The sequence below is a fragment of the Desulfomonile tiedjei DSM 6799 genome (genome assembly GCF_000266945.1).
GTDB classification, from domain to species: Bacteria; Desulfobacterota; Desulfomonilia; order Desulfomonilales; family Desulfomonilaceae; genus Desulfomonile; species Desulfomonile tiedjei.
The window spans coordinates 4846851-4872539 of sequence record NC_018025.1 but is presented as its reverse complement, the minus strand read 5'-3'; the positions used below and the strand labels follow the sequence as shown (position 1 = coordinate 4872539).

Here is a 25689-nt window from a genome sequence, read left to right as displayed (position 1 = left end):
AAAATGGAGTTTTGAGACAGTTTCGTCAACCCGTGGACTGGACAGCGCCATGTCCATAAGCATGGTTCAACGACCCTGAAAGGGTCGACCAACAGGCAAGATTCCCAAATGTCATTGGTGGACCCTTTCAGGGTCCTGAAGACAAAGGATTTGCCGTATCGCTTCCGTGGGTTTGCACCCACGGCTACTGTTGGGAAGCCCCTTCGGGGCTGAAGAAACCTCTCTCATGCGTAACTGAATGGTTGCTCCTTCACATTTCGCGAACCATGCTCCGCACCCTTCGCTGCGACGCATGATTCTGCGGAGGTTCGTGGGCTTTGTGAACGCCCCAGTTCTCTGTGGGGCAACAATGCTCCGCTCGTTCGCTTCACGCCAGTGTAACGGCCGGGACTTGTCTTTTCATCCAAAAGCCCCGGTGCTTCCCAGGTTTCCAGTCTTTTCGAGTTCAAAAGTATTCCCAGAGTATGAACAATGTGGAGAAGGCCTCCCATGACGGGCGACAGCAATCCGGCAGCCCCAAAGAAGGCTCCGAGGACGTTGGTAGAGATGGCCAGCCAGTGATTTTGCTCCACAATCCTGAGCGTCTGATGACTGAGCTGACGTAGCGAGACCAGTCTTTCCAGGTCGCTGTCCACGAGAGCGATATCCGCGGATTCAATGGCAACCTCAGCACCGCCTGCTCCCATTGCTATGCCCACATGAGCTTTAGAAAGAGCCAGAGCGTCATTCACTCCGTCTCCCACCATTGCCAGTCGTCTGCCGTTGGTTTGCAGGTCTGCCACATAGCGACCTTTATCTTCCGGAAGCAGGCTTGCACGGTACTCGTCAAAACCAAAGCTTTCCGCCATTGCTTTGGCCATGCCTTCGGTATCCCCTGTAACCATATGAAGAGTCTTTACGCCGTCGCCTCTGAGCCACTGCAATACGGATTCGGCTCGAGGACGAACGCTATTGGCGACCGCAATCATGCCCTGCACTCTGCCGTTCTTTGCCACATAAAGAGCAGTATTCCCGTCAGCAATAACCTTAGCTGCCCGTGCCTTGAAGAAGGAAGTATTCACGTCCTGTTCTTCCATGAACTTGAGATTTCCCACGAGAATGGTGTCACCGCGAAGCTCGGCCCTGACACCTCTTCCCAGCACGAAGTCGCATACAGCATGGGGTTCGGGAACTATGCCCTGACTGTTCGCTGCTTCCACAATTGACTTGGCCATGGGGTGCTCATTATGGATCTCCGCCGCTGCCGCAAGTGCCAGGACGTCCCGAGGTTTCAGTTTGGGTGAGCGTGGGACAACTTCAACCACTTCCGACACATCCGTTGTCAGGGTACCGGTTTTGTCAAAGCAGAAGCAGTCCGCCTTGCCCACCATCTCAAGGTAGAGGCCCCCTTTAATGAGTGTGTGGTTACGCGCCGCATTGGCTATAGCTGCCGTTATGGCGGTGGATGAAGCGAGCACCGTCGCACAAGGGCAGGCCATCACCAGCATCACGGTAAAGGAACGCACGAGACTCCCGGTAAAGAGGAGGGTTCCGGCCGTAGCCGCTGTCCCCAGATACATCAGTCTACCTGCAAGAATATCCGCATGCTTCTCGACAGGCGCACGGTTTGCGAGTGAGTCTTCCACCATGTGGAGTATTCGACAAAGATACGTATTATCGCCAACCTTCTCCGCTTTGATGAAGATGACCCCTCTCTGCACGATGGTGCCTGCGAATACAGGGGTGCCTTTCCCCCGGACTTCCGGGTGCGATCGACCGGTAATGTGAGACTCATCGACCAACGCTTCACCTCTTATGACACTTCCGTCTACCGGAATCTTCTCACCGGTATGCACTACAACGGTGTCTCCGATCTGCAACTGGTCCACGGGAGTCTCCACTTCAACTCCATCAACCCAGATGAAGGTGTTCTTCTCTGCCAGCAGCAGAATTTCTCGGATCGCCTTACGGGACTTGTCAGCCACGTAATCCTCGAGAAGCAGACCCACGCGAAGTATCCAGATGACTTCCAGAGCAGTGAGAGCTTCTCCGGTGAAAATGGCCAGCAGGGTAGTAGCAGCCAGGAATGGAAAAAGACTGGTGAACCTGCCCTGTTTCATGTCGTGCAACGCGTGTCGGAGCAGCGGAATAGCAGCGGCAGTTGCCACAAGGGCAACTATACTGAGAGGACCCTGGGCAAGCGGAGTTTTGAAGAAGATCTGCCGAACGAGAGCATAGAGCATGAAACACGAGAGAGCGACGACTTCCACAATACGTCCGGTAAAGGATTGTTCTATCTGCCGCTCTGATGGCCGGCATACCGGACAATCCGACCCACATACCGCTCCCTGAACTGAAGAACTCGTCTCAGGAGCTGACAGAGCCGCCCGCACTCCTGCAAGGACCAGGTCCACCATCGCGGAGCATCCTATTTTCTGAGGATCGTACTCCAAAATGACACTTCCGGTGCCTGAGCGGACTTCTACAAATGCGATTTCCCTACGTTCAGAAAGCCACACCTGGAGATAGTGGGCTCGAGCCTGGAGAAAACGGATAGCCGAGACCTTGACTCGCATTCTCCCGGGAATAGCGTGGCGGATCAGGATATCTTCCATGAAATATCCATTCGATTGGGATATTCGCACCTTTTCCGCGGTACTCAGGAACTCGGCTTTCATATGCATTCTTGTCCCTCCTCATCCTCGTTTGCTCAGTTATTCAGAATCGATGTTTCCACGACCTAAAGCCGACAGAATGGATAATTTCACGGCATAAGTGTGCAATTGTGTGAACATTTCCAAGCAGCCCAGTATTTGGACTGTCTATTATAGATAGACTTGCCTGTCATTTGTAGACGACTCAAAGTGAAATGTCAATATGCAAATTTCTACGCTCTATTAGTGTTTCTCAAAAATTCTGAGGTAAACCGGCAACTGTAAAAGAAAAGTATTGGTAGCGTCCGGCGTCCCTGCCGGGCAAAACTAATTGATTTTGTTATATATTGTCCACCGACACGGAGGCCGGTGGCTACCAATTTCGAGGAACCGCTGTTCACAATCCGCGATTACTTTCGAGAATTACTCTAAATTCACTCTCCACTCACGCAACGTGAATCCTAATCCGACCTTCAAGCATCATGGATTGTAAGAAATTCTTTGCAAGGGAGATGACCATGAATATGCAGGACGACGCAATCATGCAAAAGGGTTCTGAGTCGGAAGAAGAGTTGGGGTGGGTTCGCGATCGACAAACGGAAATGAATGAACAGGGGTGTTCTGTATTATTTGAGGATGACAGGTGTTCGTGTGAGGAGCCTCAATCTGCAACCGAGTTCTTTCTGACAGGTCCCTCCGACTGTGCGTGTGACTGCGAAAGTTGTTGATCTCGTGTTCCAAGCTCGCTTCCGGGGCTGCGTTACTCACGCAACGCGTTTGTTGTGTCGCGCGCAGGACTCCGACTTGTGAGAGTTATAGTCAGTGCCAAAAATTTGTCGTTTATCCTGCGTGTGAATTACAGGCTATTGGTAGAGACCGGCGTCTCTGCCGGTCCATTCTATCGATATCATTGATCATATTGAAGATGTGCCGGCACGGAGGCACGGCACCCACCAATATTCCTAATCTTCGATCAGACACTAATTTTGGCACTTACAAAATTTCCTTGTCCAGTATTTCCAGACTTCAATGTTTGGGGATTCGGTTGTCGTGAATCCCGCACAGAATTGCGGGAGAGAGTAAAATTTACAAATATTAATTCGGGTCTCCGGCAAGGATGAATGAAGCCCGGAAAGAGAACTAGTGCCAGAATTCTCATTGGCATTCCCCCCGAGGTTGAGCGATTTACCACACGGTGCAGAATCACCTATTCAACATCTTCAGCAGTCTCTGCAGCCAATTCCTTCTCTCGTTTTCTCTCGAACAGAACAAGGACCCAGATTCCCACCTCATAGAAAAGAAGTAGAGGCACGGCCATAAGTGTCTGGTTAATGACATCGGGCGTAGGGGTGAGCATGGCTGCAATGACGAACGCGAGCACTATGAAATATCGGCGACCGCGTTTCAAAAATGAGCTGTCAAACACGCCAAGGAGGCCCAGGAAAACGATGATGACCGGTGTTTCAAAAATAGCTCCGAAGGCAAGGGCCAACAGCATGATAAGCGAGACGTACTCCCGAATTGCAATCATTGGCTTCAGATCTGCGGTCTGGTAACTCAGGAAAAATTTGAATGCAGCAGGAAACACCAGGAAATACGCGAAAGCGGCCCCTGCATAAAACAGTAGCGTGGCAACGATGATGAAAGGGACTGCCATACGCCGCTCATGTTTGTGCAGACCAGGGTAGATGAATCTCCACAGCTCGAACAACACGTACGGTAGAGCGACGAAGAGGCCCGCAATTATGGAGACTTTGAGATAAATGAAGAAAGGGTCGGGTAAGGACGTGAAGACGAGTGAAGCATCCTTTGGCAAAAGCTTGACGACAGGCGCAGAAAGAATGCTGAAAAGTCTTTCACTGAAGATGAAACATATTACAGCGATAATACATATTGCAGTGACAGCCCGAATAAGCCGCTTTCGCAGCTCGTCGAGATGTTCGAGAAATGTCATTCTAGCTTCTTCTTCGGTCAAAATCGATTCCTCTGGCACTCTTATTCTTCTCCAAAATGAATTTCATGTTTCACAATAGATCAATTCTCGGCAGAGAGCTAGAGTCGGACCGCTCCGCTTTCCTTTGCCGCCTGCGCTACCGCTGCGGCTACCGTTGGGCAAACATCCCGGTTGAAGATGCCCGGAATAATGTACTGATCCGCAAGCTCGTCTTCTTTGACAAGTCCTGCGATGGCCTTTGCCGCAGCAATGCGCATTTCCAAAGTAATTTTGGTTGCTCGGGAATCCAAAGCTCCTCTGAATACTCCTGGAAACACGAGTGCATTGTTGATCTGATTGGGGAAATCGCTCCGGCCGGTTGCAACGACTTTGGCGTAATCCAATGCGTCCCAGGGGTCTACTTCCGGAATAGGATTGGCAAGAGCGAAAACGATCGGATCTTTGGCCATCAATTTCAAATCATGGGGTTGCAGCAGATTTCCCGATGACAACCCGATGAAGACGTCAGCATCCTTTAACATGTCCGGGAGCGAACAAGCCAGGTTCTCGCGATTCGTCAACTGCGCAATTTCTTCTTTTGCCGGATTCATCCCCTCGGATCTGCCCTGGAAAATACTACCAACGCGGTCGCATGCAATGATATCGGTGGCTCCCGCTTCGATAAGAGTCTTGATGCACGCTACACCGGCAGCTCCAATGCCGACAATTACGATGCGGACCGAGGAGAGTTCTTTTTCCACTCTGAGCAAAGCATTCTGCAAAGCTGCCAGAACGGCAATCGCCGTGCCGTGCTGGTCATCGTGGAATACCGGTATGTCGAGTTCCTCTGTCAGCCGTTTTTCGATTTCAAAACAACGGGGCGCAGAGATGTCTTCCAGATTTATTCCGGCGAATGCCGGGCTCATTGCTTTGACAACGGAGACAATGCTGTCAACGTCCTTGACGTTCAAACATATCGGAAATGCGTTGATACCAGCAAATTCCTTGAAAATCATCGCCTTGCCTTCCATGACCGGAAGAGCGCCGTACGGGCCGATATTGCCGAGTCCCAAGACTGCGGTTCCGTCGGTGACTACTGCCACCGCGTTGCCTTTCATGGTGTACTGGTAAGCTAAATTGGGGTCATCGGACACAGCAAGACTGATTCTCCCCACGCCGGGAGTGTACGCCATGGAGAGGTCTTCTCGTCCGCCCAAATGTTTGCGTGCCACTACCTCTATTTTGCCTCCCTCGTGATAGGCAAAGGTTCGGTCCGTCACCCCCAGGATTTCAACCCCAGGTAGAGCTTCTAATGCTGCTATAATTCGTCTTTCATGCTCTTCATCCCGCGCATAGATGTCGAATTCTCGTGTGACCTTGTCTTTTTCGATCTTGATTATCGGAATCGAGCCTACAAGGGCTTCCTGGAACCCGATAGTGGTTGCAACGCGAGCCAGGGCTCCGGGTTTTCGATCGAAACGCAGCCTGATCGTCAGGCTATAGCTGGGACTATTATGTTTTGACATCGTTATGTGCACTCCTGGGAGCTATTCAACGGGGTTCTTAACATTCTTGTAACTGTCCGGCAATGCTACAAGCAAAAGCTAATGCGAGAGGCACTGCAAATCAAGGCTGAATTTGAGAGACATTCGAAATTGTGATATGAAATGTCTTGAGCGTGGCTCGTGGCCCGCTAGTTTACCTTACACTCTGGATTTTGTCGACATGCTTGGAGCTTTGTCGGGTTTTGGTTGAAAAGCTCGATTACACTAATCCAAAAAGCGATCGATGCAGACAGGTCAGGATCACCGGTCGCGCGCGACCGGAATGGAAAGAGAACAACATTGCGATCACAGACAGGTTCACGGTTCAACTTCATTGCACGACTCCGCAAATTCTTCGTGCAAAACTTCCTCGACCCGCTGGTTTTATCTCGAAATCCTCCCTGGTTCGATGCTCGAGGAGTCTCTCTGGGGCTGATTGTGGGATTTCTCATTCCCGTGGGCCTTCAGATCGTAACTGTAGCAGCACTCAGACTTGTTTTCAGATTTCATGTCCCGATAGCGTTCGCATTTACTCTGGTGTCGAATCCGTTGAATGCGGCTCCCATGTACTATGGCTATTACTATCTTGGGTCTCTTATCATCGGAAAACCTGCGACGATTCAGTTCGATGTATTTGAAAAACTTTTGGAACCGATGATGACCCAGTCGTATTGTTGGGAGGTGGCGTGTGCTTTTGCTGCATTGGGCAAGGATGTTCTATTACGGTGGTTGATAGCAGCAGTGATTTTGGCCGTAATCTTCGGGACTCTGGGATACGTCGTGACGTACAAAATTCAAAAGGAACGCTGCAGGAAAGCCGCGGAACGGCTTGGCACCGAATACGAAGAGTACATCAGGCAACTGGAAAAGGATGGGGGCCATAAGACCACGTAATTGGCTTTTTTGAACAGATGTTGCTCTATTCCGGCACGTAAATGCGCAATCCCTCCCCAAGCCGAATATCATCCGTTTCCTCGAAAACACTTTGATTTTGTTGAAGTTTTGCTTTCATCAGGAGGCTCGATTCGGCCGCCACAGCGGTTGCCCAGAAAAAAACCTTGACGGATGGGTTAGCTCTCGCATATCCTCGCCCGTACCGCACTCCGGATTTTTTTTATCGGTTTTTTGTTTGCGTGAATGGAGGGTTGAGTGATACCCCGTCCCGGAAGAACTTTCCGGTGGGCGGCCTTCCTGGACGGGGCATACATCATCTCGATCCGTTATCGATCTTCGGTTATTTCATGCCTTTTCTTCGACCGATCCCTTTTTGATACAGGTGCATCATGATCATAACCAGGACGCCGTTACGGGTCAGTTTCTGCGGGGGCGGAACGGATCTTCCTTCGTATTATCTGCACCGGCAGGGAGCGGTTGTCAGTACCAGCATAAATAAGTATGTGTACATAACTATCAACCCACTTACCCCGTATTTCCAGAACCGAATACTCATCAAGTACTCACGTACGGAGCTTGTGGATTCTGTGGATGAGATCCGTCATCCCATTATTCGGGAAGCCATGAAGATCACCGGAGTGGTGGATCGAGTGGAAATTACCTCTATGGCGGATATTCCCGCCGGTACGGGGTTGGGGTCTTCCAGCTCATATGCTGTAGGGCTGCTGCATGCACTCCATACGTACAAAGGAGAATACGTTTCAGCAGCTCAGTTGGCAGCCGAAGCCTGTGAAATCGAAATCAAACGTCTCGGCGATCCCATTGGAAAGCAGGACCAGTACATCGCGGCTTATGGAGGAATATGCCATATTCGGTTCAACACGGATGAGTCGGTCTTTGTCGATCCCGTGATCTGTCCTCAAGCGACGAAGTTGGCGCTTGAAGAGAATCTGTTGATGTTTTACACGGGCTTGACCCGCAGGGCAGGGGATATACTGGAAGTACAGAATTCCGTCACGCTGTCGAAAATGGATGTGCTTACCCGAATGAGAGATTTGTGCGACGAAGCACTCAAGGTTCTCCAGAGCGGCCGTTCACTGAACAGGTTTGGCGAGATCCTTCATGAAGCATGGCTCAACAAAAGAAGTGTTGTGGACAGCATCAGCAATGATTCCATAAACGAATTCTACGAAAAAGCTCGGTCTGCAGGAGCGATCGGTGGGAAATTGCTGGGCGCGGGAGGGGGAGGATTCCTTCTTTTTTATGTGGAAAAGCAGAATCAGGACAGAGTAAAGCAGGTTCTCGGCAATCTCCAGGAAATGCCCTTCACCTTTGAACCCCAGGGAAGTAAGGTGATCTACGTTTCGGACGTATGACAGAATACTAAACTATAGTGATTCTCAAAAGTGACGGAATTGTTCAGAGCAATTCATCGAAAATCGGTACTCATTGGCCTCAGGGGAACTGAGATCTCTAAAGCCTGTCATTGCGAGCGAAGCGAAGCAATCGCCTGACATTAAGCGCCTGAGTCCCAGGCGATTGCCACGTCGCTGCGCTCCTCGCAATGACAGGATATGAAAGCAATGCTGAGTGGACAATTCCGATGCTTGGTAGAGGCATCCCGTGAAACGCGGGACGCATGCCTACCCAAATATTCGGCTAAACATGATGCCAACCTCAATACAAGTAATTTTGGATCGGCATTCTGAGACAGTTTCTCAATGCCGGCACATCTTCAATATGATCAATGACATCGGTAGAATGTGCCGGCACGGAGGCACGGCACCCACCGATTTTCGAGAAGCGCTTTTCGCAGTTGAACAAAAATTCTGATAGTACTGTAAATGCTCAAAAATGTGACGCAGTGCGCTCTAAGCCATATCCACCCACTCTGGTTGTTTTTCTCCCGTGAAGTATACTTCTGTTCGTTCCGGTGCTTCCAGGAGTGGCTCCAATTTTTTATGGTATTCGTTCCGTTTTTCCGTCTGCACCCATTCATCCCATTTCTTTGCATTTATCCAGGTGCTAATCACGAGAATCGTTTGAGGATCCGTGGCTGAAATCAGGGTCTCACCAGAAATGTACCCTTGTCGGAGGGTTACAAGGGACCGAAGCTCCAGGAGAAGCCTATAAGCTTCCTCCATATGGTGCTGTTTGAATTTTCTCGTGATCAGAACTCTTACTGCCATGGTGCTTCCCCTTTCCTGGTCTGGTGCCTTTCTGGAGGATAGGACACAGAAGAATTGGATCTACTCTCTTACTATAGTGTCTGCCGAAAGTTTTGTCCGATTTAAATCCCCCCAGCCCCCATTGGCGCTAACTTTTCTGAAATTCTTTGTCCCGCAAGGGACTAAAGAAAATAGCCCGGTAATTCATTGCCGGGAATTTTAGTATCAGCCGTCCCTCCGAGACTTGAAAATCATTGTATTTTTTCCTTAACCGGCGATGAATCGCCGGCCTATTGTCAGTTGTTCCTCCGGAACAAACGGCCAAAAAGACACCAAGTTAGCGCCTATGCCCCAGCCCCCCTTTACGAAAGGGGGGTAAGGGCCAACATCTTAATTCCCCCTTATTAAAAGGGTAGGGGAGATTTTTCGACTAACATCTGTGCTGAGTATCGGTCATTTATTTTGGCAATGACTATAAGCTTGTGTCGACCTGCTTTCGCCAAGATCTTTCCGATTCTCACGTTCAGAATACCACTTCCTACTCCGGAATTGGGGTTTTTTGCACTTCTTTTGATATGCATATTCTACTCGACGTGAATAACGATTCGGGCGGCATTCTTGTATGGAGTCACTGCCAGAACCGTGTACGTGCCTCGACTCATCTCCCACGCGAATTCGTAAGGAGCCGGCGTTCTGGCCACTTCTGTTCCGTTCAACAACCACGTAACGTAATCCACAGCGGGGCGTGGAATGGCTCGAAATAACACTTTACGCGAATTGTGAGGTGATAAGATAAAACAATCGTGATTGTGCGGACTCACAATTTCAATCCCTTTGCCTCGGGCTGAACTGAATTTGTCAATTATGGTATTCGTCGGGTCATGCATCGAGCGCATTAATCGGTATCTACCTGAGCCCTGTTGAGTTTCCCGGCGATTCAGCCAGTGCGCATAGGTCGAGGCGAGGTCATGCCTGTCATTCTCATGGTTTAATTCGCATTTACCTGGTGTCTCCGATGTTCGGACGAGCTCTTTCGTCGTGTAAGGACAATCAGGCCGTGCAATTTTTCCCGACATCCAGCAAATCGTCGTTTCCTCCAGTCCCTCGGGTCTCGGAAAAGCCTCCGGTTCCTCGGCCGAATATAAATGTACGATCAGCTCCTTGAGTATCGGTCCCAGCGCTGCAGCGGAAGCGCCGGAACCGGGCGCGCCGCTGAAGTTGCCCCCCCAGAGCCCAATGACATGCCGGGAAGTGTAGGCAACAATCCAGCAATCCTTGTACTTGCTGCTCGTGCCGGTCTTGAGAGCAACAGGGAACTTGAAATCCAGATAATCCGGATTTCCGAATGTCAGTAGTCGGGCCGCAGGATCCGAGAGTATGTGAGTGACAAGGTACGATGATTCCTTGGAAAACACTCTTGATGCAGAAGGTCCGGGCTGCGTCTCTCCTGCAATGAATGCCAACTGCCCAAATAATCCTTGCGTGGCAAATACTCGGTACGCCTGGACAAGCCGAAACAGGCTTACCTCGATATTGCCGATGGCCAGACCAAGTCCGTATTCTTCCGAATCGGCAATCTTTGGGTTGCAGAGCTGCAAGGAACCGAGAAGTTCGTAGAAATCCTTGATTCCGAGCTCTCGAATGGTCTTCACCGCGGGGATGTTCAAAGAATTGCCCAGAGCAGATCGAAGGCTTACCGGTCCGTACCACCGACGATCTGCATTGAATGGCAAATAGTCGCCATGAGGCGTCCGGTAGCTGCGAAATGTATCGGGAATTTCTTCAGACGGCTGCATGCCCCGTTCCAGGGAAAGGGCGTAGAGAAAAGGCTTCAGCGTGGAACCTGCGCTGCGGAGCGCCACAACAGCGTTGTTGTAACCGAGGTCTTTTTCCGAGTAATCCAGAGATCCCATTAAGGTCAGGACTTCACCGGGATTTACCGATGCAATCATGAGCCCCACCTGGGAAATTCCCATTCGATGCAAACGAGTCTTATGCGACCGAACAATCTGTTCCGATGATTTTTGCAGATCCAGATCGATGGTGGTTCGAACGTTTCCAGTCTGCCTTCCGCCTCGCGCCATGACAAGATCCACCAGATGTGGCGCTTCCAGGGGTAAAGGCCGGTTCACGAAACGGATCACCGGGCCGACCATGACTGCAAGAGATTGGTTTGATAGCAGCCCCAGTTCTGTCATGGTTGTCAGAAGACGATCTTTTTCCGCTACAAGCATCCTTTGCCCCGATTGCCATCGGGGATTGAATCGCGATGGAGAACGCGGCAGAACGGCCAGCGCTGCCGCTTCCGCAACATTGACCGATTGCAGGTCTTTCCCGAAATAGGTTCTCGAGGCCAGACCGACCCCATAAATGTTCCTTCCCATTGGACTGAGATTGAGATGCAGTTCCAGGATACGATCCTTCGAAAGCTGCATTTCCATCTTCAAAGCACAGATGAATTCGATAATCTTGGAGCGAATCGTCCGAGGTCTCGGCTCAATAAGACGTACAACCTGCTGTGTTATCGTGGAGGCGCCGGATACAGTCTTCCCCCTCGCAATATTCGATTGCACTGCTCTGATTATCGCTATGGGATCGAACCCCGGGTGATATCGAAAACGCTTGTCTTCTGAAACGATGAAACAGGTCTTTACGATATCCGGAATAGAATCGATCGAGTACCAGATGGTCAAATGGTCGTTGGCATCAGGCAGAATGCGCAAGATCTGTCCGTTGCGATCGGTAATCACCACTCCAGCTTTTTCTCGTTGCTCTTCCAATGCATTCCGGTAATCCGGCAGGAGCATGTAACCGAGCACGCACGTGAAGAGCAGGAGTACTGAGCCCCCAAGTAAAATGTACTGAATGGATATCTTTTTCTTCAGCGAAGCCTCATTCATTGCAATTCGTCAACTCTGAGCCAGCCGTGAAACCCCCGAAATAACTGCTTTCACAGCTCGATCTATTTCCGATTCTGTGGTCATTCTGCCTGTGGTAAACCTCAGGGTTCCTTTGGCCCATTCCAGAGGCACATGCATAGCCTCGAGCACATGAGAAATAGTAATCTGATCGGAATGACATGCCGCTCCTGCAGAAGCGGCCACATCCAGGCCGATCTCCTCAAGAATGCGATTCGCCTCGAGTCCTTTGAAGGAAAGATTGAGCGTATTGGGGAGCCGCTTTTCAGGGTGACCGTTCAGCTTAACTTCTTTTATCCGCTCTGTGATGCCTGCGTGCAGCTTATCTCGCATCTTCTTCATGTGTTCGCTGTTTTTCGTCAGATCCCGTGCTGCTATCTCGCAGGCTTTGCCCAGTCCCACGAGCTCGAGAATATTCTCCGTTCCTGCTCTGCGCCCGCTCTCCTGGCCTGCGCCCAACATGAATTTGGGCAGTTTCAGGCCCTCTCGCATGTAGAGTGCTCCGATCCCCTTGGGAGCATACAACTTGTGCCCTGCCACAGATAGCAGATCGACCCTCAAAGCTGTTACGTCAGCAGCAATTTTCCCCAAGGATTGTGCCGCATCCGTGTGCATCACAATGTCGCGATCTTTGGCAATGGCTGCTATTTCCTCCACCGGCTGAATTGTCCCGACCTCGTTATTCGCGTGCATGATACTAATGAGCACGGTCTCCGGTCTCAAGGCAGCTTCAACGCTGGATACCGAGACGACCCCGTACTCGTCCACATCCAGGTAAGTGACTGTAAATCCCTGGGTTTCGAGGAATCGGCACACATCGAGCACTGCAGGGTGTTCTATTTTACTCGTGATTATATGATTGCCTTTGTCCTTGCGGGAAAAGGCAATACCCAGGATGGCATGATTGTTCGATTCCGTTCCGCCGCTGGTGAAGAGTATCTCTTTGGGGTCGCAATTGAGCATTCCCGCGATTTGTTTTCGCGCGAGTGACAGTGCTCTCTTCGGAGCTATGCCGAACCAGTGGGAGCTGGAAGCATTCCCGAACTCCTCTTCCAGGAACGGCCTCATGGCGGTTATGACTTCGGGATCGTGTGGAGTGGTCCCGTTGTAGTCCAGGTAAACAGGTTTTTCCATTGTCGCCTCGTCCGATTGAATGTATCAGTCGTCGTAAGATACTGCTCCCATGTTTATTCTAAGCACTTCGGTCGAAGCAAGTATTCAATTGCGGAGAAGTCTTCAGCCCTCAGCTTGCCTTCTCCGGGGATTTTCGGGAAAACAGCATCCACCGCCAATATCCAGGAAATGCTCATACCTGTCCGGATCGCTAAGAAACAGCGAACAAACGTATCGTGAACCGTTCCATTCCAGGGCAGGGCAGGGATCGGAATAATGACCGTAAAACATCGCGCCCGTCCTGCATATGACGGTCGAGCAGCAGTATCCGCAGCCGGTGCAGAGTGATCCGCTCAAACGACAGCCCCCTTACTACAGTGTGCGGTTTTCAGCGAATGAATCGCGGCTTGGACTGTCAGTTCGGCCTGGTCCCGCGTCATGGAGGGAAACAGCGGGAGAGAGACTTCTCTGGACGCTGCATCTTCGGTCAATGGAATATCGTGAGAAGGAATTCGAGAATAATAGGTGAATCTGTGGACAGGAGGATAATGGATACTGGTCTGAACACCTTGTTTCTTCATTTCCGCCATGAATCCTTCTCGCATGTTCGAGGAAGCAAGGATTACGGGAAACAGATGACACGAAGATTCGTTCAGGTCACAGTCGCTGAAAGGAACAGCCATGCCTTGTTCTTGAGCCAGTCCTTCTCGCAGGAGACCGAAAATTTCCCTTCGGCGGGCGTTGTTTTTCTCGAGCTTGGCCAACTGCACCCGTCCGAGTGCGGCCCGTATATCATCCATCCTGTAATTGTATCCTGTTTCAACCACATCGTATGAAAAGCTGTGCCCGCGATGCCTCTGCCAGGTGAGACTGGTCATGCCGTGACTGCGCAGTCTCTTGAGCCGTTCAGCCAATTCCGGGTTAGCAGTTGCTATCATGCCGCCTTCGGCTGTAGCCATGTTCTTGTTGGAAAAGAAACTGAAACATCCTGCGTCACCCCAGGTTCCCAGTTTCCTGCCATGAAAAGCCGAACCCGGTGCATGGGCCGCATCTTCCACAAGCAGCAGTCCATTGTCGTCGGCTATTCTTGTAATTTGATCCATTCGGCAGGCGAAGCCACCGTAATGGACAACGAGAATGGCTCGTGTGCGCGAAGTCAACCGTTGCTCGATGGAAGCAGTCGATATGTTCAAGTCATGCAATCCGTCGATGTCAGCGAATACGGGGACCGCTCCGGTGTAAACGATGGCATTTACGGTGGCGCAAAATGTTAGAGAAGGGACGATAACCTCGTCTCCCGGACCTATCCCGAGCCCCGCGAGCGAAAGATGGAGTGCCGCTGTACCCGACGACACTGCAATCGCATGATCCACCCCGAGATACTCTGCAAATTCGCGCTCGAAAAGCTCCGTTTCAGGTCCCATGGAAATCCACCCGGATTTTAGGACCCGTTGCACGGCTTCGTATTCTTCTAAGCCGAAATCAAGATCTGATAAAGGTACTTGCCAGTTCATGAAAGGCCGCCTTGGAACGCAGTGTCCGATAATGCCCGTTTGAACCGAGTGTAGGGATCGTCTGCGAACGATTGTTATACCAGCGTTCAAAGAAGTGACATCTGGCAAATCCGGTCCCGCCGAATCTCCTTCGCTACGAACGGCACGGCCTGACTTCGCTTCGGAGACATGCCGGGACCGGCCAAAAAAACAGATCTCTCAATATGTCCTCTATGAAAGCACATTGGTATTACATCAGATCACGTAATCCCTGGTTTTGTACGCACTCAGATTCTCCTTCACGTATTCGATGACAGCGTCCAATCCTTCATCCAGAGTATACCGTGGTTTCCACTGCAAAATCGCCGCTGCAAGGGAATTGTCACAGATCAGTTCCATGACTTCACTTCTGGCTGGTCGTATTCTTTGAGATTCCTGAACGGTATCTTTTTGGATTCCCGTTCTTTCCATGATCCGTGTGAGAAGATCGCCCATGGAAATCTCGGTTCCGGAGCCCACGTTTATGGTCATTCCTTCAATACCGTGAACGGACCCGCACGCAATGAATCCCGCGACCGTGTCTTTCACGTACGTATAGTCGCGCAATGGAGTGAGCGATCCACAGCGTATTATATCTTCGGTGAAGACCTGCGACACCATTGCAGGAATGAATGCTCGTGCGGACTGTCGCGGTCCGAAACAGTTGAACGGTCTGATAGTGACCACCGGGAGCCTGAAAGAAAGATAAAAGCTTTCTGCAAGCTTATCCGCTGCGATCTTTGTAGCCGAGTACGGAGATTGTCCTTGCAGCGGATGCTTCTCATCTATGGGCGTGTATTGTGCGGTTCCGTACACTTCGCTGGTAGACGTGTGAACAACACGTGCAACTGCATGGGTAAGGCAGCTCTGCAAAATGTTCAGAGTGCCGGAAACGTTCGTATCCACATAGCTCTTTGGAGCATGATACGAATAGGGAATAGCTATCAGTGCGGCAAGATGAAAGACAACGTCAGAACCTGATACTGCCGTACTAACGAAGTAAGGATCACGCACGTCACCGGAAACGATCTCGATGGCGTCATAGACCGTTTTCTCCACGGATTCCAGGTGACCGTAAAACTGTGTGGAATTGTACCGCACGAGGGCTTTGACCCGTGCTCCCTGCCGTACCAGCTCCTCGCAAAGATGGCTGCCGATGAACCCGGCCGCTCCGGTGATCAGTACCCTTTTATTGCGGAAGCTTTCTACCGACAAATTCTTTGACAAGATGATTTCGGAACTACTCATGAGACAGAATCTTCGGCTTCAAATCGTCCCAGATTTCATGAACCCTGTTGAAGTCCTCAAATCGTCCGAGGTCGAACCATATGCCATCGTACGGGTAAATCTTCACCTGCTCGTTCTTGTGAATGAGCCGATTTACCAGATCGGGAAAATCCAGGTACGTTTCCGGATCCACATAGGATAGCACGGCAGGTTCGAACACGTAGACGCCCATACTCACATATAATTCGATAACAGGTTTTTCTTCGTATTCCGTGACCCGGAACCCATCTCGATGAATGACTCCATAATCGATGTTCACTGACCGCTTGTGACATGCAATGGTTATTGTGGATTTCTGGTCTGCATGAAAACGGGTGATGTCGAGGAAATCCAGGTCCGTGAGCACATCTCCGTTCAGAACGAGGAACGTCTCGTTCAGATCGCGAATCAACGACAGGGGGCCGCTGGTTCCGAGACGCTTATCTTCGATGGAATAGTCGATTTCCACTCCGTATCGCTTGCCATTCCCCAGCACAGCCTGGACGAGATGAGCAAGATGTCCCAGGGCAAAGGTGATCCGATCTACTCCATTAGACTGCAGTTGCCGGATCAGGATTTCCACGATGGGCATGTCTCCGACCGGCATAAGCGGTTTTGGTAAAACGGCGGTATAAGGCTTTAGGCGAGTGCCCTGGCCGCCTGCCAATATTACTGCACGCATGAACTTCCAGACCTCTGCAAACCATTCTCAAAGAATCGATACGCCTGAAAACGCGTCAGGTAAGCGGTGGCAGCATCTTCGTATAAAAAATGCCAGAAAGCAATCTTTTTGGTTCAGAGAGCCAACGATCACTTGAACGCGTACGGTACAATTGGTTCAACTGACACTGGGAATAATTCCGGATGGTACGTTCTCCTGAGAGCATGGGGCTGCATTTTCTTGACAATTGCATGCATTGCTGTTTCTCTTCGGAGTAGTGAGTTAATGGGCCCAGGTTCGCAGAGGAGAAGATAGAGATACCAGAACGCTCTAGCAGTGCATGATTTTTCGGGTGCGGGGTATTATAATGAGCTGTGAGCTCTTAATCTTTGAATTAGTTAAAAGTGCTCTTCAGGTGCTTGTAGTACTCATCAGTACGTATCTGACTTATGCCATTATAATTGTCCCCGCGTGGTCAGCGCTGGAACATTATAAAGCCAACAACGGAGTAATTGACAGTGCTAAAGCAAACTTGGGTGACGTCATTGATTGCGTCAGAAGCATCGATATAACTGATCAGGATGTTTTGTCAAAAGCTAGCAAAATCAATGTGTTGGTTGCTAATCTAGGCAGGATGATTCGAGAGAAGTTGGTATTTGTGTATCCTGACTTAGCGGATCGGCTCAGGAAGGACTTGGAAAATCTTGAGAATTTAGTTCAACCAGATGTTTCCGGCTGTGAGCAAGGCGAACTCGAGAGCGCAGAAGCCAACAAAATTTTTGGATCAGTCGATCTCATTATCACTCAATGTGAAATCTTGAAGATTTGTCTGGATGAATGGGTGAGAAGGGGGATTTCGAGTTCCTGGTGCAGTCGAGATACTGCAGCTAGCTTTTCGACAGATCCAGGCGCAAACATTCAAAACTGAAGAAAGTAAGAATGAAAGATGACTCGTGTTGAAAAAGGAAAATATTCTGCTTTGATAAGAGGAGACTATCTGGCGAAGCTTCCTTCTGACCGGGACAAATCGATTCAGGCGTCTATTCTCCATTTCCTGGAACTGCCATCAGCCCAACGAAAAGAGGCTACTGATAAGCAACGAGTTCACATTATCTTTCCGGCGGAAGTTCCCCCTGACTATCTCATGTGGCTCCAACATATTAAAGTACCCGATGAACTAGTCAAAGAGCTTGAAGGGTCCGTCAAGTATAATGATCTCGATCGAATACTCAATGCCGCCATCAAGCTGTGGCTCCGCGATAAAGGTGAACAAATTGTTGACTGAGTTTTATCTTGCGGAATTGAGATTCCGAGACGCCGAAGCGTGAGCTGAAATGCTGAGAAGACCATTTCTCAATAATTCTGCAAAGTAAAACTGCTGGCTGCGGCTATCTCAATACAGAAGAAGCATGGAAGTCTCTGTCACCCGTCATAGATTCTCTCCGAACGTTGAGGGCAGCAAGATTCCAAGTGGTTTCTCGATTGGAAATCCAAAATAATTGAAAAATTCTCGAGTAGCTGCGCGGGATTCTTCTGTCAGGCTGGTAGTGACACATAGAAAGACGAATTCCTCTAAGGAGAATGGACAGATGAAAAGTAGAATGTCGATTGCCGTTTTGGCCGCCTTGTTCGTACTATCCCTATCCGTGGCAGCTTATGCCCAGCGAGGAGCATGCTGTGCGGGCGGTGGAGGACCGGCCGTGTGGAACGAACTGAGTCCCGAACAAAAACAGCAGGCTTCTGCATTGCGTACCGAGTTCATGAAAAAACAGGAAGCTGTTCGGTCGCAAATGGCGCAGAAACGCATCGAACTTCAGGAACTTGCTTCCAAAGATAAAGCCGACGAGGCAGCAATCGAAAAGAAGCGACAGGAGATCTGGGCGCTCCAGGATCAGGCGAGAGACGAGCGCAGGGCTATGGGCACCAAATTCAGAGCTCTCCTCACCCCTGAACAGAGACAGAAACTCGGACCTGTCGGCATGGGCATGGGGTTCGGACGAGGAGCAGGTGCATGCGGATTCGGAGCCGGTTGCGGTGGTGGCCCCGGTCGCGGCTGCGGAGGTCCGGGCTTTTCCTCCACGCTGTAAACATATAGCATCCCGACACAAGAAGAGCCCCTGTTCAGGGGCTCTTCTTGTGTACGAAGAATTGCCGGATAAACTGGCACCTTTTCGCAGCTATAACAGTTGACATAATTGTCGACGTTTTGAACACCCTACCCTTTAGAAGGAACGGTAGGGCCCGGCGTCTCTGCCGGGCCGAACTGGTTGATTCGTTATGAAAAATGTGCCGGCACGGAGGCACGGCACCCACCGATTTTCGAGAAGCGCTTTTCGCAATCGGACGAAAAATTTGACATTCGTTATATGCACGTAAGATAGTGAAGGATACCTCCAGCCTCCCGGATTATGAAAAGCGAATCGGTGTGAGATGGCCTGAAACAAATCATCGGGCGTTAGTAAAAAAGAAGCAGGTACGCCGAAGACAGAATCAGACTGACAATCGTAATAGGCCCTGCCTGCTTGAAATAATCGTAGAAACTGATTTTGTGCCCCGCTCTTTCTGCGATTCCCGTTGTAACCACGTTCGCTGATGCCCCGATGATGGTCCCGTTGCCTCCAAAACACGCACCGAGAGCCAACGCCCACCACAAAACCCCACTTTCCGCGCCGGGGATGGTCTTGGTCAGAAACGCTGCTATGGGAAGCATCGTTGCAGTAAAAGGAATATTATCCACAATCGCGGATGCGATTCCCGCAACCCAAAGGATAATCAATATAGCTATCACGAGATTTCCCTGGGAAACATTCAAGATCCAGTCCGCAACGGCCTGCAAAATTCCGGTTTGCTCTGCCCCGCCGACCACAATGAACAACATGATGAAAAAGACCAGCGAAGGCCATTCAATTTCTTTTTCCAGTACTTCTATGACATCCGCTTTATTGAGCAGGACTATTAGAGCTGCACCGAACAGCGCTGCAACACTGACTTCCATATGGAAAAATCCGTGCAGGATGAACAAGAGCACAACACCAGCGAGCACCGTGCCTCCCACGACCAAAACCCGACTATCCGTAATGGGATATTTCTCTTTGAGGAAAGCCATCATATTCGGCACATCTTCTACCCTGGCCCGAGAGTATTCCTTTCCATACAGGAATTTATTGTAGAGGATCTGCAGGACCATAATCACTATCACGACTGGGGTAAGATTTACGACAAAATCGTTGAAAGTGAGTCCTGCGTACGATCCCACCATGATGTTGGGAGGATCGCCGATGAGTGTGGCTGTTCCTCCGAAATTGGAGGCAACGATCTCCGGCATGAGGAAGACAAAAGGCGACACCTTCAAGACCAGCGCTATTTCGAGTGTCACAGGCGTAAGCAGCAACATGGTTGTCACATTATCCAGGAAAGCGCTGGCAATAGCCGTGACGACGCAGAGGATCGCGGACAGAAGGTAAATGCGTCCCCCTGCCAACTGAAAAGACTTATAGGCAAGCCACTGAAAGACTCCGGAAATCTTCAAGACTCCGACTATGATCATCATGCCCATTAAGAGAAAGACCACGTTCCAGTCGATCTTTAGCAATGCCTGCTCGTACGTCAGAATCTTGTACGCATCGTCGAACGTTCCCAGAGTATGGGTGATCAACAGGATGAGGGTCGCACCCAGGAAGGCCGCCAGCGTGCGATGCATCACTTCAAACGCAATCAGTACGTACACGAGCGTGAATACCACCAGCGCGATCCAGAATGCTGCTCCCTGATAACGTTGGAGCGTTACCGTGAACGAACCTAGAAAACGTTGAGCGCCGTTTTCGATATCCTGTTCGTGAAGATTCAAAGGTATGATTTGGGATGGTCGAAAACTCGGACAGGTGACTTTTGCTGTCCATTTGGCCTCTTTCAGCGCTTCCGCAGACGAGGGGATCTCCAGCATGAAGAGTCCGTTTCTTCCGGTGAAGACTTTCTTGTGACCGGATCCGTCTCCTTCAAATTTGACCGGATGTCCGTCCCGGAATGGCTGAACATGGGCATCGCTGACGGGATTGCCCGCAGAATCCAGAACCTGGCCTTGAATAACGAGAATCGCATTGTTCGAAGGCGATCCGCTAGCCGAAGCCGTACCGGAAAAAACGAATACCACAGAGAGAATCACGCCGATGAGCAATCCGGCAATGTTCATTTTTTATCACCTCTTAATCCATTCCACTATAAAAGGGAGCGCAATAAGCAGCTCCCCGATGAGACTATGCGTGCACCTGAACGAACATCGAATGAATCAATCATCCGGAAATGAGATCCGCAACTGTCATTGTTTTGCTCGCGATGTACCTAGAGTCCGGGAACCTTTGGGTAGGGGCATCCCGTGGAGACTGTCTCAAAATTCTCGAATGCACAACAAATCGTGCCACGATTCGCCATCTTCGTAGGGGTAGGCCTAGTGCCTACCCCTATTTGGGCGGACACGAGGCCCGCCCCTACAATCAGCCCAGCAGGACGACCAGAACTTCGTGCCACGATCTGGGATAAATTTCGACTTTTGAGACAGTCTCACGAGACCTGCCCCTACACGGCTGTGCCGCAATGTCAAGACCAGTATGTCAGTTAATAGAGCCTGTGCTTTCATTAGGAACTGAGCTAAAGGCATAATCCTTTTGGTCCCCGGTGTTACTGCTTTGAAAGCATATCGGTATTACAATTCTTCCGCTTCAGCGAGAAAATCCCTGCTGCAGGTACGAGGATTGTCCCAGGCCTGGATGAGGTAATCCTTTGCATCCACAAAAAAGGCTGCCTGCTCTTCCACGAGACGTTCGGCTTCCAAAGAGGTCATGTCTTTCGTTTCATTCACAAAAGACGCGACACGACCGTAGTACAGAGGAGTCATCAAATCTATGAGCCTCCTGCGGTTACTCGGCCAATTGTGATACGTTCCTGCAAGCTCGTAGAGCACCCGCACCCAGGTATCTTGTGGAAGCCGAAACTTCGAAACGTCCATTCTGGCTGCTGTCTTGATTGCAGCAAAACAGTCTTCACAAAAAATCTGTTCCCACAGACTTCCGAAATGGTCTAATCCCATCTTGAACGAGTGCACGAGTTTCGCCAGATTGACCGGAATAGGGTCAGGCTCGTCTGTGCTCATTTCACCGAATACGGGAATCTGTTCCGCTCCGGTTTTGTTGTGCCAGCTTCTTTCTGTCTGCTCCATGAGAGCAAAAAGTGTCGAGACAACTTGTCGGAACATGGGGCCGAGATGTTCGGAAGGATCCTTTGCGTCATGTATTTTTCGCCCCAGGTGAGACTGGCAAATCCGAAATTCATACATGATGGCCTGGATGGTAAGCCAAATATCGATGCCGAAACGTGCGACATCCGTTTCCCACACGTCCTGCTGCACATAGAATTGAACCAGCCTGTTGCTAAACGCGAAATCGCCGCCTATAGGCTGTCTGATCTTTTTGCCGAATACCGCCTGACAGAGGTTGTAAACGATATTGTTGGTTATGGTTCCGTCGTACTTGTAACGAGTGTAAATGGGCGCCACAAAATCGAAGTCATGCGAAAGGACCGGGTCCAGAAGCGCTTGAATCCATCTGTTGGAAATACTCCGAAGATCTGCATCCACCACCATGCATGCACGTGCATTCAACATGTGAGCAGATTGCAGCACCATGCGAAGCGCCGTTCCCTTTCCCGGAATACCTCTGTAGATACCGACGATCTTCTCTTGCCACGGCTTTAACTGAAACTCTTTTGCAACATCTCTCGTGTCGTCCGTAGAACCACCGTCGGATATGATGATCACGGCCCGGAGTTGCGGATAGTATTCCTTCAGGCCGTGGCTCACCATTTGAACGACGTGAGCTATAGTCTTTTCATTGTTGAAGCAGGGAATTCCTACAACCAGATCCGCCCTTTCCAACTCCTCAACCCGTTTGATCACATACGGTCTCAAAGCACTGCTGAACTTCACTTCTGTCCTCTCCTCCGGGAAATTTCGCGATATTTGCGAATTCTCGATTGTCACAATCTATAGCTTCAACCAATCGTTCCTCGAATCCGGGAATGGCCGAAAACACACGGTTCCAGTTAGGAATCAAAGGTATGCCTAATGGATCCGTCCGAATAACGTCTCCAGCTCTACGAATTGCGTCGGCAAAGGTTTCAAAGGCAACCGCTTCGGCATGTCGGTCGTACTTCAAACCGTTAATTCTGGCGTCTCCGTTGTACATGACCATAAGGTCTTGTGCCTCTTTGAGGAACGTTGCCCGGAGCGTATCGAAAAAGCCGCTGCTCAGTACGACTCCACTGGAGCACAGCACACGGAATACCGTGCTGCACACGTCCACCGCCATTTTGTGGAGACCTCTCGACGGATCTTCAGCAGAGAGATCCTGGTGTTTGTGATCGTAGTTTTGGCATAGCTCAACCTGGCAAATTCTGTTCAGAGAGCAGTTACGATAGATCTCTGCCAGCACGCCCACCTCGAGTCCCCAATCCGCGGGTATACGGTTTATGCGTGCCAAGTCTGAAACCATGGAGAACTCTCCAGCCAACGGATACCTGAAAGAAGCGAAATAATGGAGCAAAGGAAGCGGTCCGAGAATTCGTCTCAAGGCATGGATAAGCGGGGTGAACAACAAGCGCGTCACTCGCCCGTGCAGGCGGTCTGTCACTCGGCTGTAATATCCTTTGCAGAATTCATAATCGAATTCAGGCATTACCGTGGGGTAGACGAGCCTCGCCAGAAGATCGCTGGTGTACGAAAGAATGTCGCAATCGTGGAGAGCGATGATGTAGGCCTCTCCTTCCGCGAGGATGTATCCGTAAGCCATCCAGGCACTGCGTCCTTTACCGTGCGGCCCGGGTGAAAGTCCGGTCTTTTCGATTTCTTGATATAACGAGGTTACCCGTTCTCCGTCATTCCAGATGAGCCTTACCCTTCGCCCTTTTTTATGCAGCGGCAAGAAATAGTCGCATGCCCTTGCAAAGTCGTCCTTGTCTGCCGGTCCGAGGGTAATGATTATTTCTCGAAGATAATTCACTCTTTCCAGAGCACTCATGATCACTTTCAGAGCGGAACCGTCCATTTCGGAAATCAGGCAGGGAAGTACGAGCGCTATCGGCCGCGTCTCGGCCGCTTCTTCAATTTCTCGTTCCAGAGTATAAATATTCGTGTCCCCCAGAAGATGGAGAGTGCTGATCGGTCCTCTTTGTAGAAAATCACTCATTGAAGCTCCTCCTGTTCCTCAGATAGAATTTCAAGTACCGCCTGATTCCACGCTTCGGGTCCGGTCCGCGGGTAGTTTCGAAGCTTCCCGGACGATTCCGAATGCCTGAACAGGCGTCTGTTCATCCCCAAAAGCACGGGAACATCCACAATTTCCAAGAATGAAAGATCATTGGGGCTGTCGCCGAGTCCTATCGTGAGTACTTGGCCGAACAATTGCGTGTACGCTCGAATAAGAGATGAAACCGCTGCACCTTTCCCATTGTGTCCCATGAGGTGCCAGAATCTTCCTCCTTTCACTACCGTGAGGCCTCTTTTCGCTGCGGCTGCTTCCATGGGTTCCGCCTCCGGCAAAACATCCTCAATAATGAGAAAAGGCTCACTGAATTGCCTGGCTCGCGCTTTCCGGGCATCATTCAATGAAAGTCCTGTCAAACAGGTAACGTCCGCATCTGACATGGAGCTAAACCCCAGGAGTCGAACACCAGTCTCTTCGGAAATTTCGCGCAGACCCGCAACCACTTCTTCATACGATTTCCCGAGCGCCCATACGGAAGCTCTCTGTTCGGATACCAACCCTGCGCTTCCCGCAATGAAGGATATGGTCTCCTTTAGACGGCTTTCCGGTGGCACAACGATTCCTCCGCCATTTTCAACTACATACGGATCTGTGAATCCTAATGCCTCATGCAAAGGTTCCATTTCCACCAGAGTCTTGCTTGAAACCGGCACGAGATGACCGTGCGCTCGCTTAAGCGCATCGAGTGCAGCTCGGGCCGCAGCCCACGAATAGGTATTCGTGTCCAGAAGCGTGGAATCCAGATCTGTGAAGACAACTATTTTCTTATTGGCCTTCAATTCTTCTCTACTTCGTTAAACTCGAATTCGCATCGTTAGAGCGCTAGATCGTGGCACGAATTTTTTCATCATCTTCCCTGTCTGAGTGTAGGGGCTGACCTGCGAGTCCGCCCAAATGAGGGCAGACACACAGGTCTGCCCCTACTCGGAAGGGGAATCGTGGTACGATTTCTTGTGCATTCGAGGTTTTGAGACAGTTCTCTCTGCCGGTCCATTCTATCGATGCCATTGATTATGTTGAAGATGTGCCGGCGCGGAGGCCGGGCACGCACCAATACTCCTAATCCTCAATCGGACAACAGCCTTGTGAAAAACTTTGTTGCAGCTACGTTCCTTCCTCGGAATAAATCCCTCTGCGCAAGAGAAGCATTTTCTTCTGCGCTGCCAGGATTTTCTCCTGGTGCTCGCATCTGTGTGCCTTCGCTTCCCTGAGCTTCTTCAGGAGTTCATCAACCCGGTACGGCTGCACGAGAAGATCGAACGCACCGAGTTTCATAGCCTGGATTGCTACATAGAATTTCTCCCGAGTCGCCATTACGATCACTTCGATCAAAGGATGTGCGCTTTTCATGCTTTGCAGAGCGTCAAGAACAGCCGATTCGGAGCTTGTCACGTCCAGGAGAACCGCATCCATGAAAGGCTGCAAATCGAGCATGGAAACCGCGTGATCGGCAGTTGCGGCGATGGATACGAAGACCCCGTGTTCTTTGAGAGATCTACGAATCCGTGCGGTAAGTGTTTGCTCAACGCCAACGAACAGGATGTGTGTCGTCACATTCCGTACCATTACCGCTGCGCGTTTGAGGAACTACCGCCGGGAAACGCTCTGATCGCTTGTCCCGGAGTGCTTCCTCACGCACTTGAATTGTTATGCCAGTGGATCTCGATCACCCTGGTGCGCGCTTCAGGCGCACCAAGCTCGTGTGAAGTGACCT

20 protein-coding genes are annotated in these 25689 nt (G+C 50.5%); 5 read left to right on the top strand and 15 right to left on the bottom strand.

The window, feature by feature from the left end; translation table 11 throughout:
- Positions 1-224: 224 nt before the first annotated feature.
- The 3 genes from DESTI_RS20790 to DESTI_RS20775 form a co-directional block, all read right to left on the bottom strand.
- A complete protein-coding gene (locus DESTI_RS20790; protein ID WP_014811950.1) occupies positions 225-2663 on the bottom strand; it encodes a heavy metal translocating P-type ATPase in 2439 nt (812 codons plus the stop codon).
- Positions 2664-3840: 1177 nt separating this feature from the next.
- Positions 3841-4608 carry a twin-arginine translocase subunit TatC gene (tatC, locus tag DESTI_RS20780; RefSeq protein WP_157212232.1) on the bottom strand — a complete coding sequence of 256 codons (768 nt, stop codon included), beginning with the start codon at positions 4606-4608 and terminating at the stop codon, positions 3841-3843.
- A gap of 77 nt (positions 4609-4685) precedes the next feature.
- Entirely contained in the window at positions 4686-6092 is a 1407-nt protein-coding gene (locus tag DESTI_RS20775; protein ID WP_014811947.1) for an NAD-dependent malic enzyme, read from the bottom strand.
- Positions 6093-6410: 318 nt separating this feature from the next.
- Here DESTI_RS20775 and DESTI_RS29210 point away from each other — a divergent pair, with 318 nt between their 5' ends.
- Both DESTI_RS29210 and DESTI_RS20760 read left to right on the top strand, forming a co-directional pair.
- Positions 6411-7004 carry a DUF2062 domain-containing protein gene (locus DESTI_RS29210; RefSeq protein WP_014811946.1) on the top strand — a complete coding sequence of 198 codons (594 nt, stop codon included), beginning with the start codon at positions 6411-6413 and terminating at the stop codon, positions 7002-7004.
- A gap of 389 nt (positions 7005-7393) precedes the next feature.
- Complete coding sequence (locus tag DESTI_RS20760) at positions 7394-8380, top strand: GHMP family kinase ATP-binding protein (protein ID WP_014811945.1); 987 nt, start codon at positions 7394-7396, stop codon at positions 8378-8380.
- A gap of 495 nt (positions 8381-8875) precedes the next feature.
- Here DESTI_RS20760 and DESTI_RS20755 read toward each other — a convergent pair whose 3' ends face one another.
- The 7 genes from DESTI_RS20755 to DESTI_RS20725 all read right to left on the bottom strand — a co-directional run bounded on the left by DESTI_RS20755 (position 8876) and on the right by DESTI_RS20725 (position 16683).
- Positions 8876-9193 (bottom strand): putative quinol monooxygenase, encoded by a 318-nt coding sequence (locus DESTI_RS20755; protein WP_014811944.1) that lies wholly within the window; start codon positions 9191-9193, stop codon positions 8876-8878.
- A 563-nt stretch (positions 9194-9756) separates the two neighbouring features.
- Positions 9757-12072: a penicillin-binding protein 1C gene (locus DESTI_RS20750; protein WP_014811942.1), complete on the bottom strand. Its 2316-nt coding sequence runs from the start codon at positions 12070-12072 to the stop codon at positions 9757-9759.
- Between the two features lie 9 nt (positions 12073-12081).
- The gene (locus DESTI_RS20745; protein WP_014811941.1) at positions 12082-13224 is read right to left on the bottom strand and encodes a cysteine desulfurase family protein; all 1143 of its coding nucleotides are present in this window, start codon (positions 13222-13224) and stop codon (positions 12082-12084) included.
- Between the two features lie 102 nt (positions 13225-13326).
- Positions 13327-13560, bottom strand: a complete 234-nt coding sequence (locus DESTI_RS30920; protein WP_157212231.1) for a hypothetical protein — start codon at positions 13558-13560, stop codon at positions 13327-13329.
- Positions 13557-14717 (bottom strand): DegT/DnrJ/EryC1/StrS family aminotransferase, encoded by a 1161-nt coding sequence (locus DESTI_RS20735; RefSeq protein WP_014811939.1) that lies wholly within the window; start codon positions 14715-14717, stop codon positions 13557-13559. Before DESTI_RS20735 ends, DESTI_RS30920 begins: the two co-directional genes overlap by 4 nt.
- A gap of 234 nt (positions 14718-14951) precedes the next feature.
- Positions 14952-15983: an SDR family NAD(P)-dependent oxidoreductase gene (locus DESTI_RS20730; protein WP_014811938.1), complete on the bottom strand. Its 1032-nt coding sequence runs from the start codon at positions 15981-15983 to the stop codon at positions 14952-14954.
- On the bottom strand, positions 15976-16683 hold the full coding sequence (locus DESTI_RS20725; protein WP_014811937.1) for a sugar phosphate nucleotidyltransferase: 708 nt from the start codon (positions 16681-16683) through the stop codon (positions 15976-15978). Before DESTI_RS20725 ends, DESTI_RS20730 begins: the two co-directional genes overlap by 8 nt.
- 346 nt (positions 16684-17029) lie before the next feature.
- Between DESTI_RS20725 and DESTI_RS20720 the strand changes: the two genes are divergently transcribed.
- The 3 genes from DESTI_RS20720 (at position 17030) to DESTI_RS20710 (ending at position 18749) form a co-directional block, all read left to right on the top strand.
- The gene (locus DESTI_RS20720; RefSeq protein WP_157212230.1) at positions 17030-17590 is read left to right on the top strand and encodes a hypothetical protein; all 561 of its coding nucleotides are present in this window, start codon (positions 17030-17032) and stop codon (positions 17588-17590) included.
- 18 nt (positions 17591-17608) lie between these two features.
- Positions 17609-17947 (top strand): hypothetical protein, encoded by a 339-nt coding sequence (locus DESTI_RS20715; RefSeq protein WP_014811935.1) that lies wholly within the window; start codon positions 17609-17611, stop codon positions 17945-17947.
- A gap of 304 nt (positions 17948-18251) precedes the next feature.
- Positions 18252-18749 carry a Spy/CpxP family protein refolding chaperone gene (locus DESTI_RS20710; RefSeq protein ID WP_014811934.1) on the top strand — a complete coding sequence of 166 codons (498 nt, stop codon included), beginning with the start codon at positions 18252-18254 and terminating at the stop codon, positions 18747-18749.
- A gap of 368 nt (positions 18750-19117) precedes the next feature.
- On the opposite strand, the gene DESTI_RS20705 is transcribed toward DESTI_RS20710, so the two are convergent.
- The 5 genes from DESTI_RS20705 to DESTI_RS20685 all read right to left on the bottom strand — a co-directional run bounded on the left by DESTI_RS20705 (position 19118) and on the right by DESTI_RS20685 (position 25541).
- Entirely contained in the window at positions 19118-20851 is a 1734-nt protein-coding gene (locus DESTI_RS20705; RefSeq protein WP_014811933.1) for an ArsB/NhaD family transporter, read from the bottom strand.
- A 510-nt stretch (positions 20852-21361) separates the two neighbouring features.
- Positions 21362-22639: a glycosyltransferase gene (locus DESTI_RS20700; RefSeq protein WP_014811932.1), complete on the bottom strand. Its 1278-nt coding sequence runs from the start codon at positions 22637-22639 to the stop codon at positions 21362-21364.
- Positions 22593-23897 (bottom strand): glycosyltransferase family protein, encoded by a 1305-nt coding sequence (locus DESTI_RS20695; RefSeq protein ID WP_014811931.1) that lies wholly within the window; start codon positions 23895-23897, stop codon positions 22593-22595. The genes DESTI_RS20700 and DESTI_RS20695 overlap by 47 nt, the downstream gene beginning before the upstream one ends.
- The gene (locus DESTI_RS20690; protein ID WP_014811930.1) at positions 23894-24754 is read right to left on the bottom strand and encodes an HAD-IIB family hydrolase; all 861 of its coding nucleotides are present in this window, start codon (positions 24752-24754) and stop codon (positions 23894-23896) included. The genes DESTI_RS20695 and DESTI_RS20690 overlap by 4 nt, the downstream gene beginning before the upstream one ends.
- A gap of 325 nt (positions 24755-25079) precedes the next feature.
- Entirely contained in the window at positions 25080-25541 is a 462-nt protein-coding gene (locus tag DESTI_RS20685; protein ID WP_014811929.1) for a response regulator, read from the bottom strand.
- Between the last annotated feature and the right edge of the window lie 148 nt (positions 25542-25689).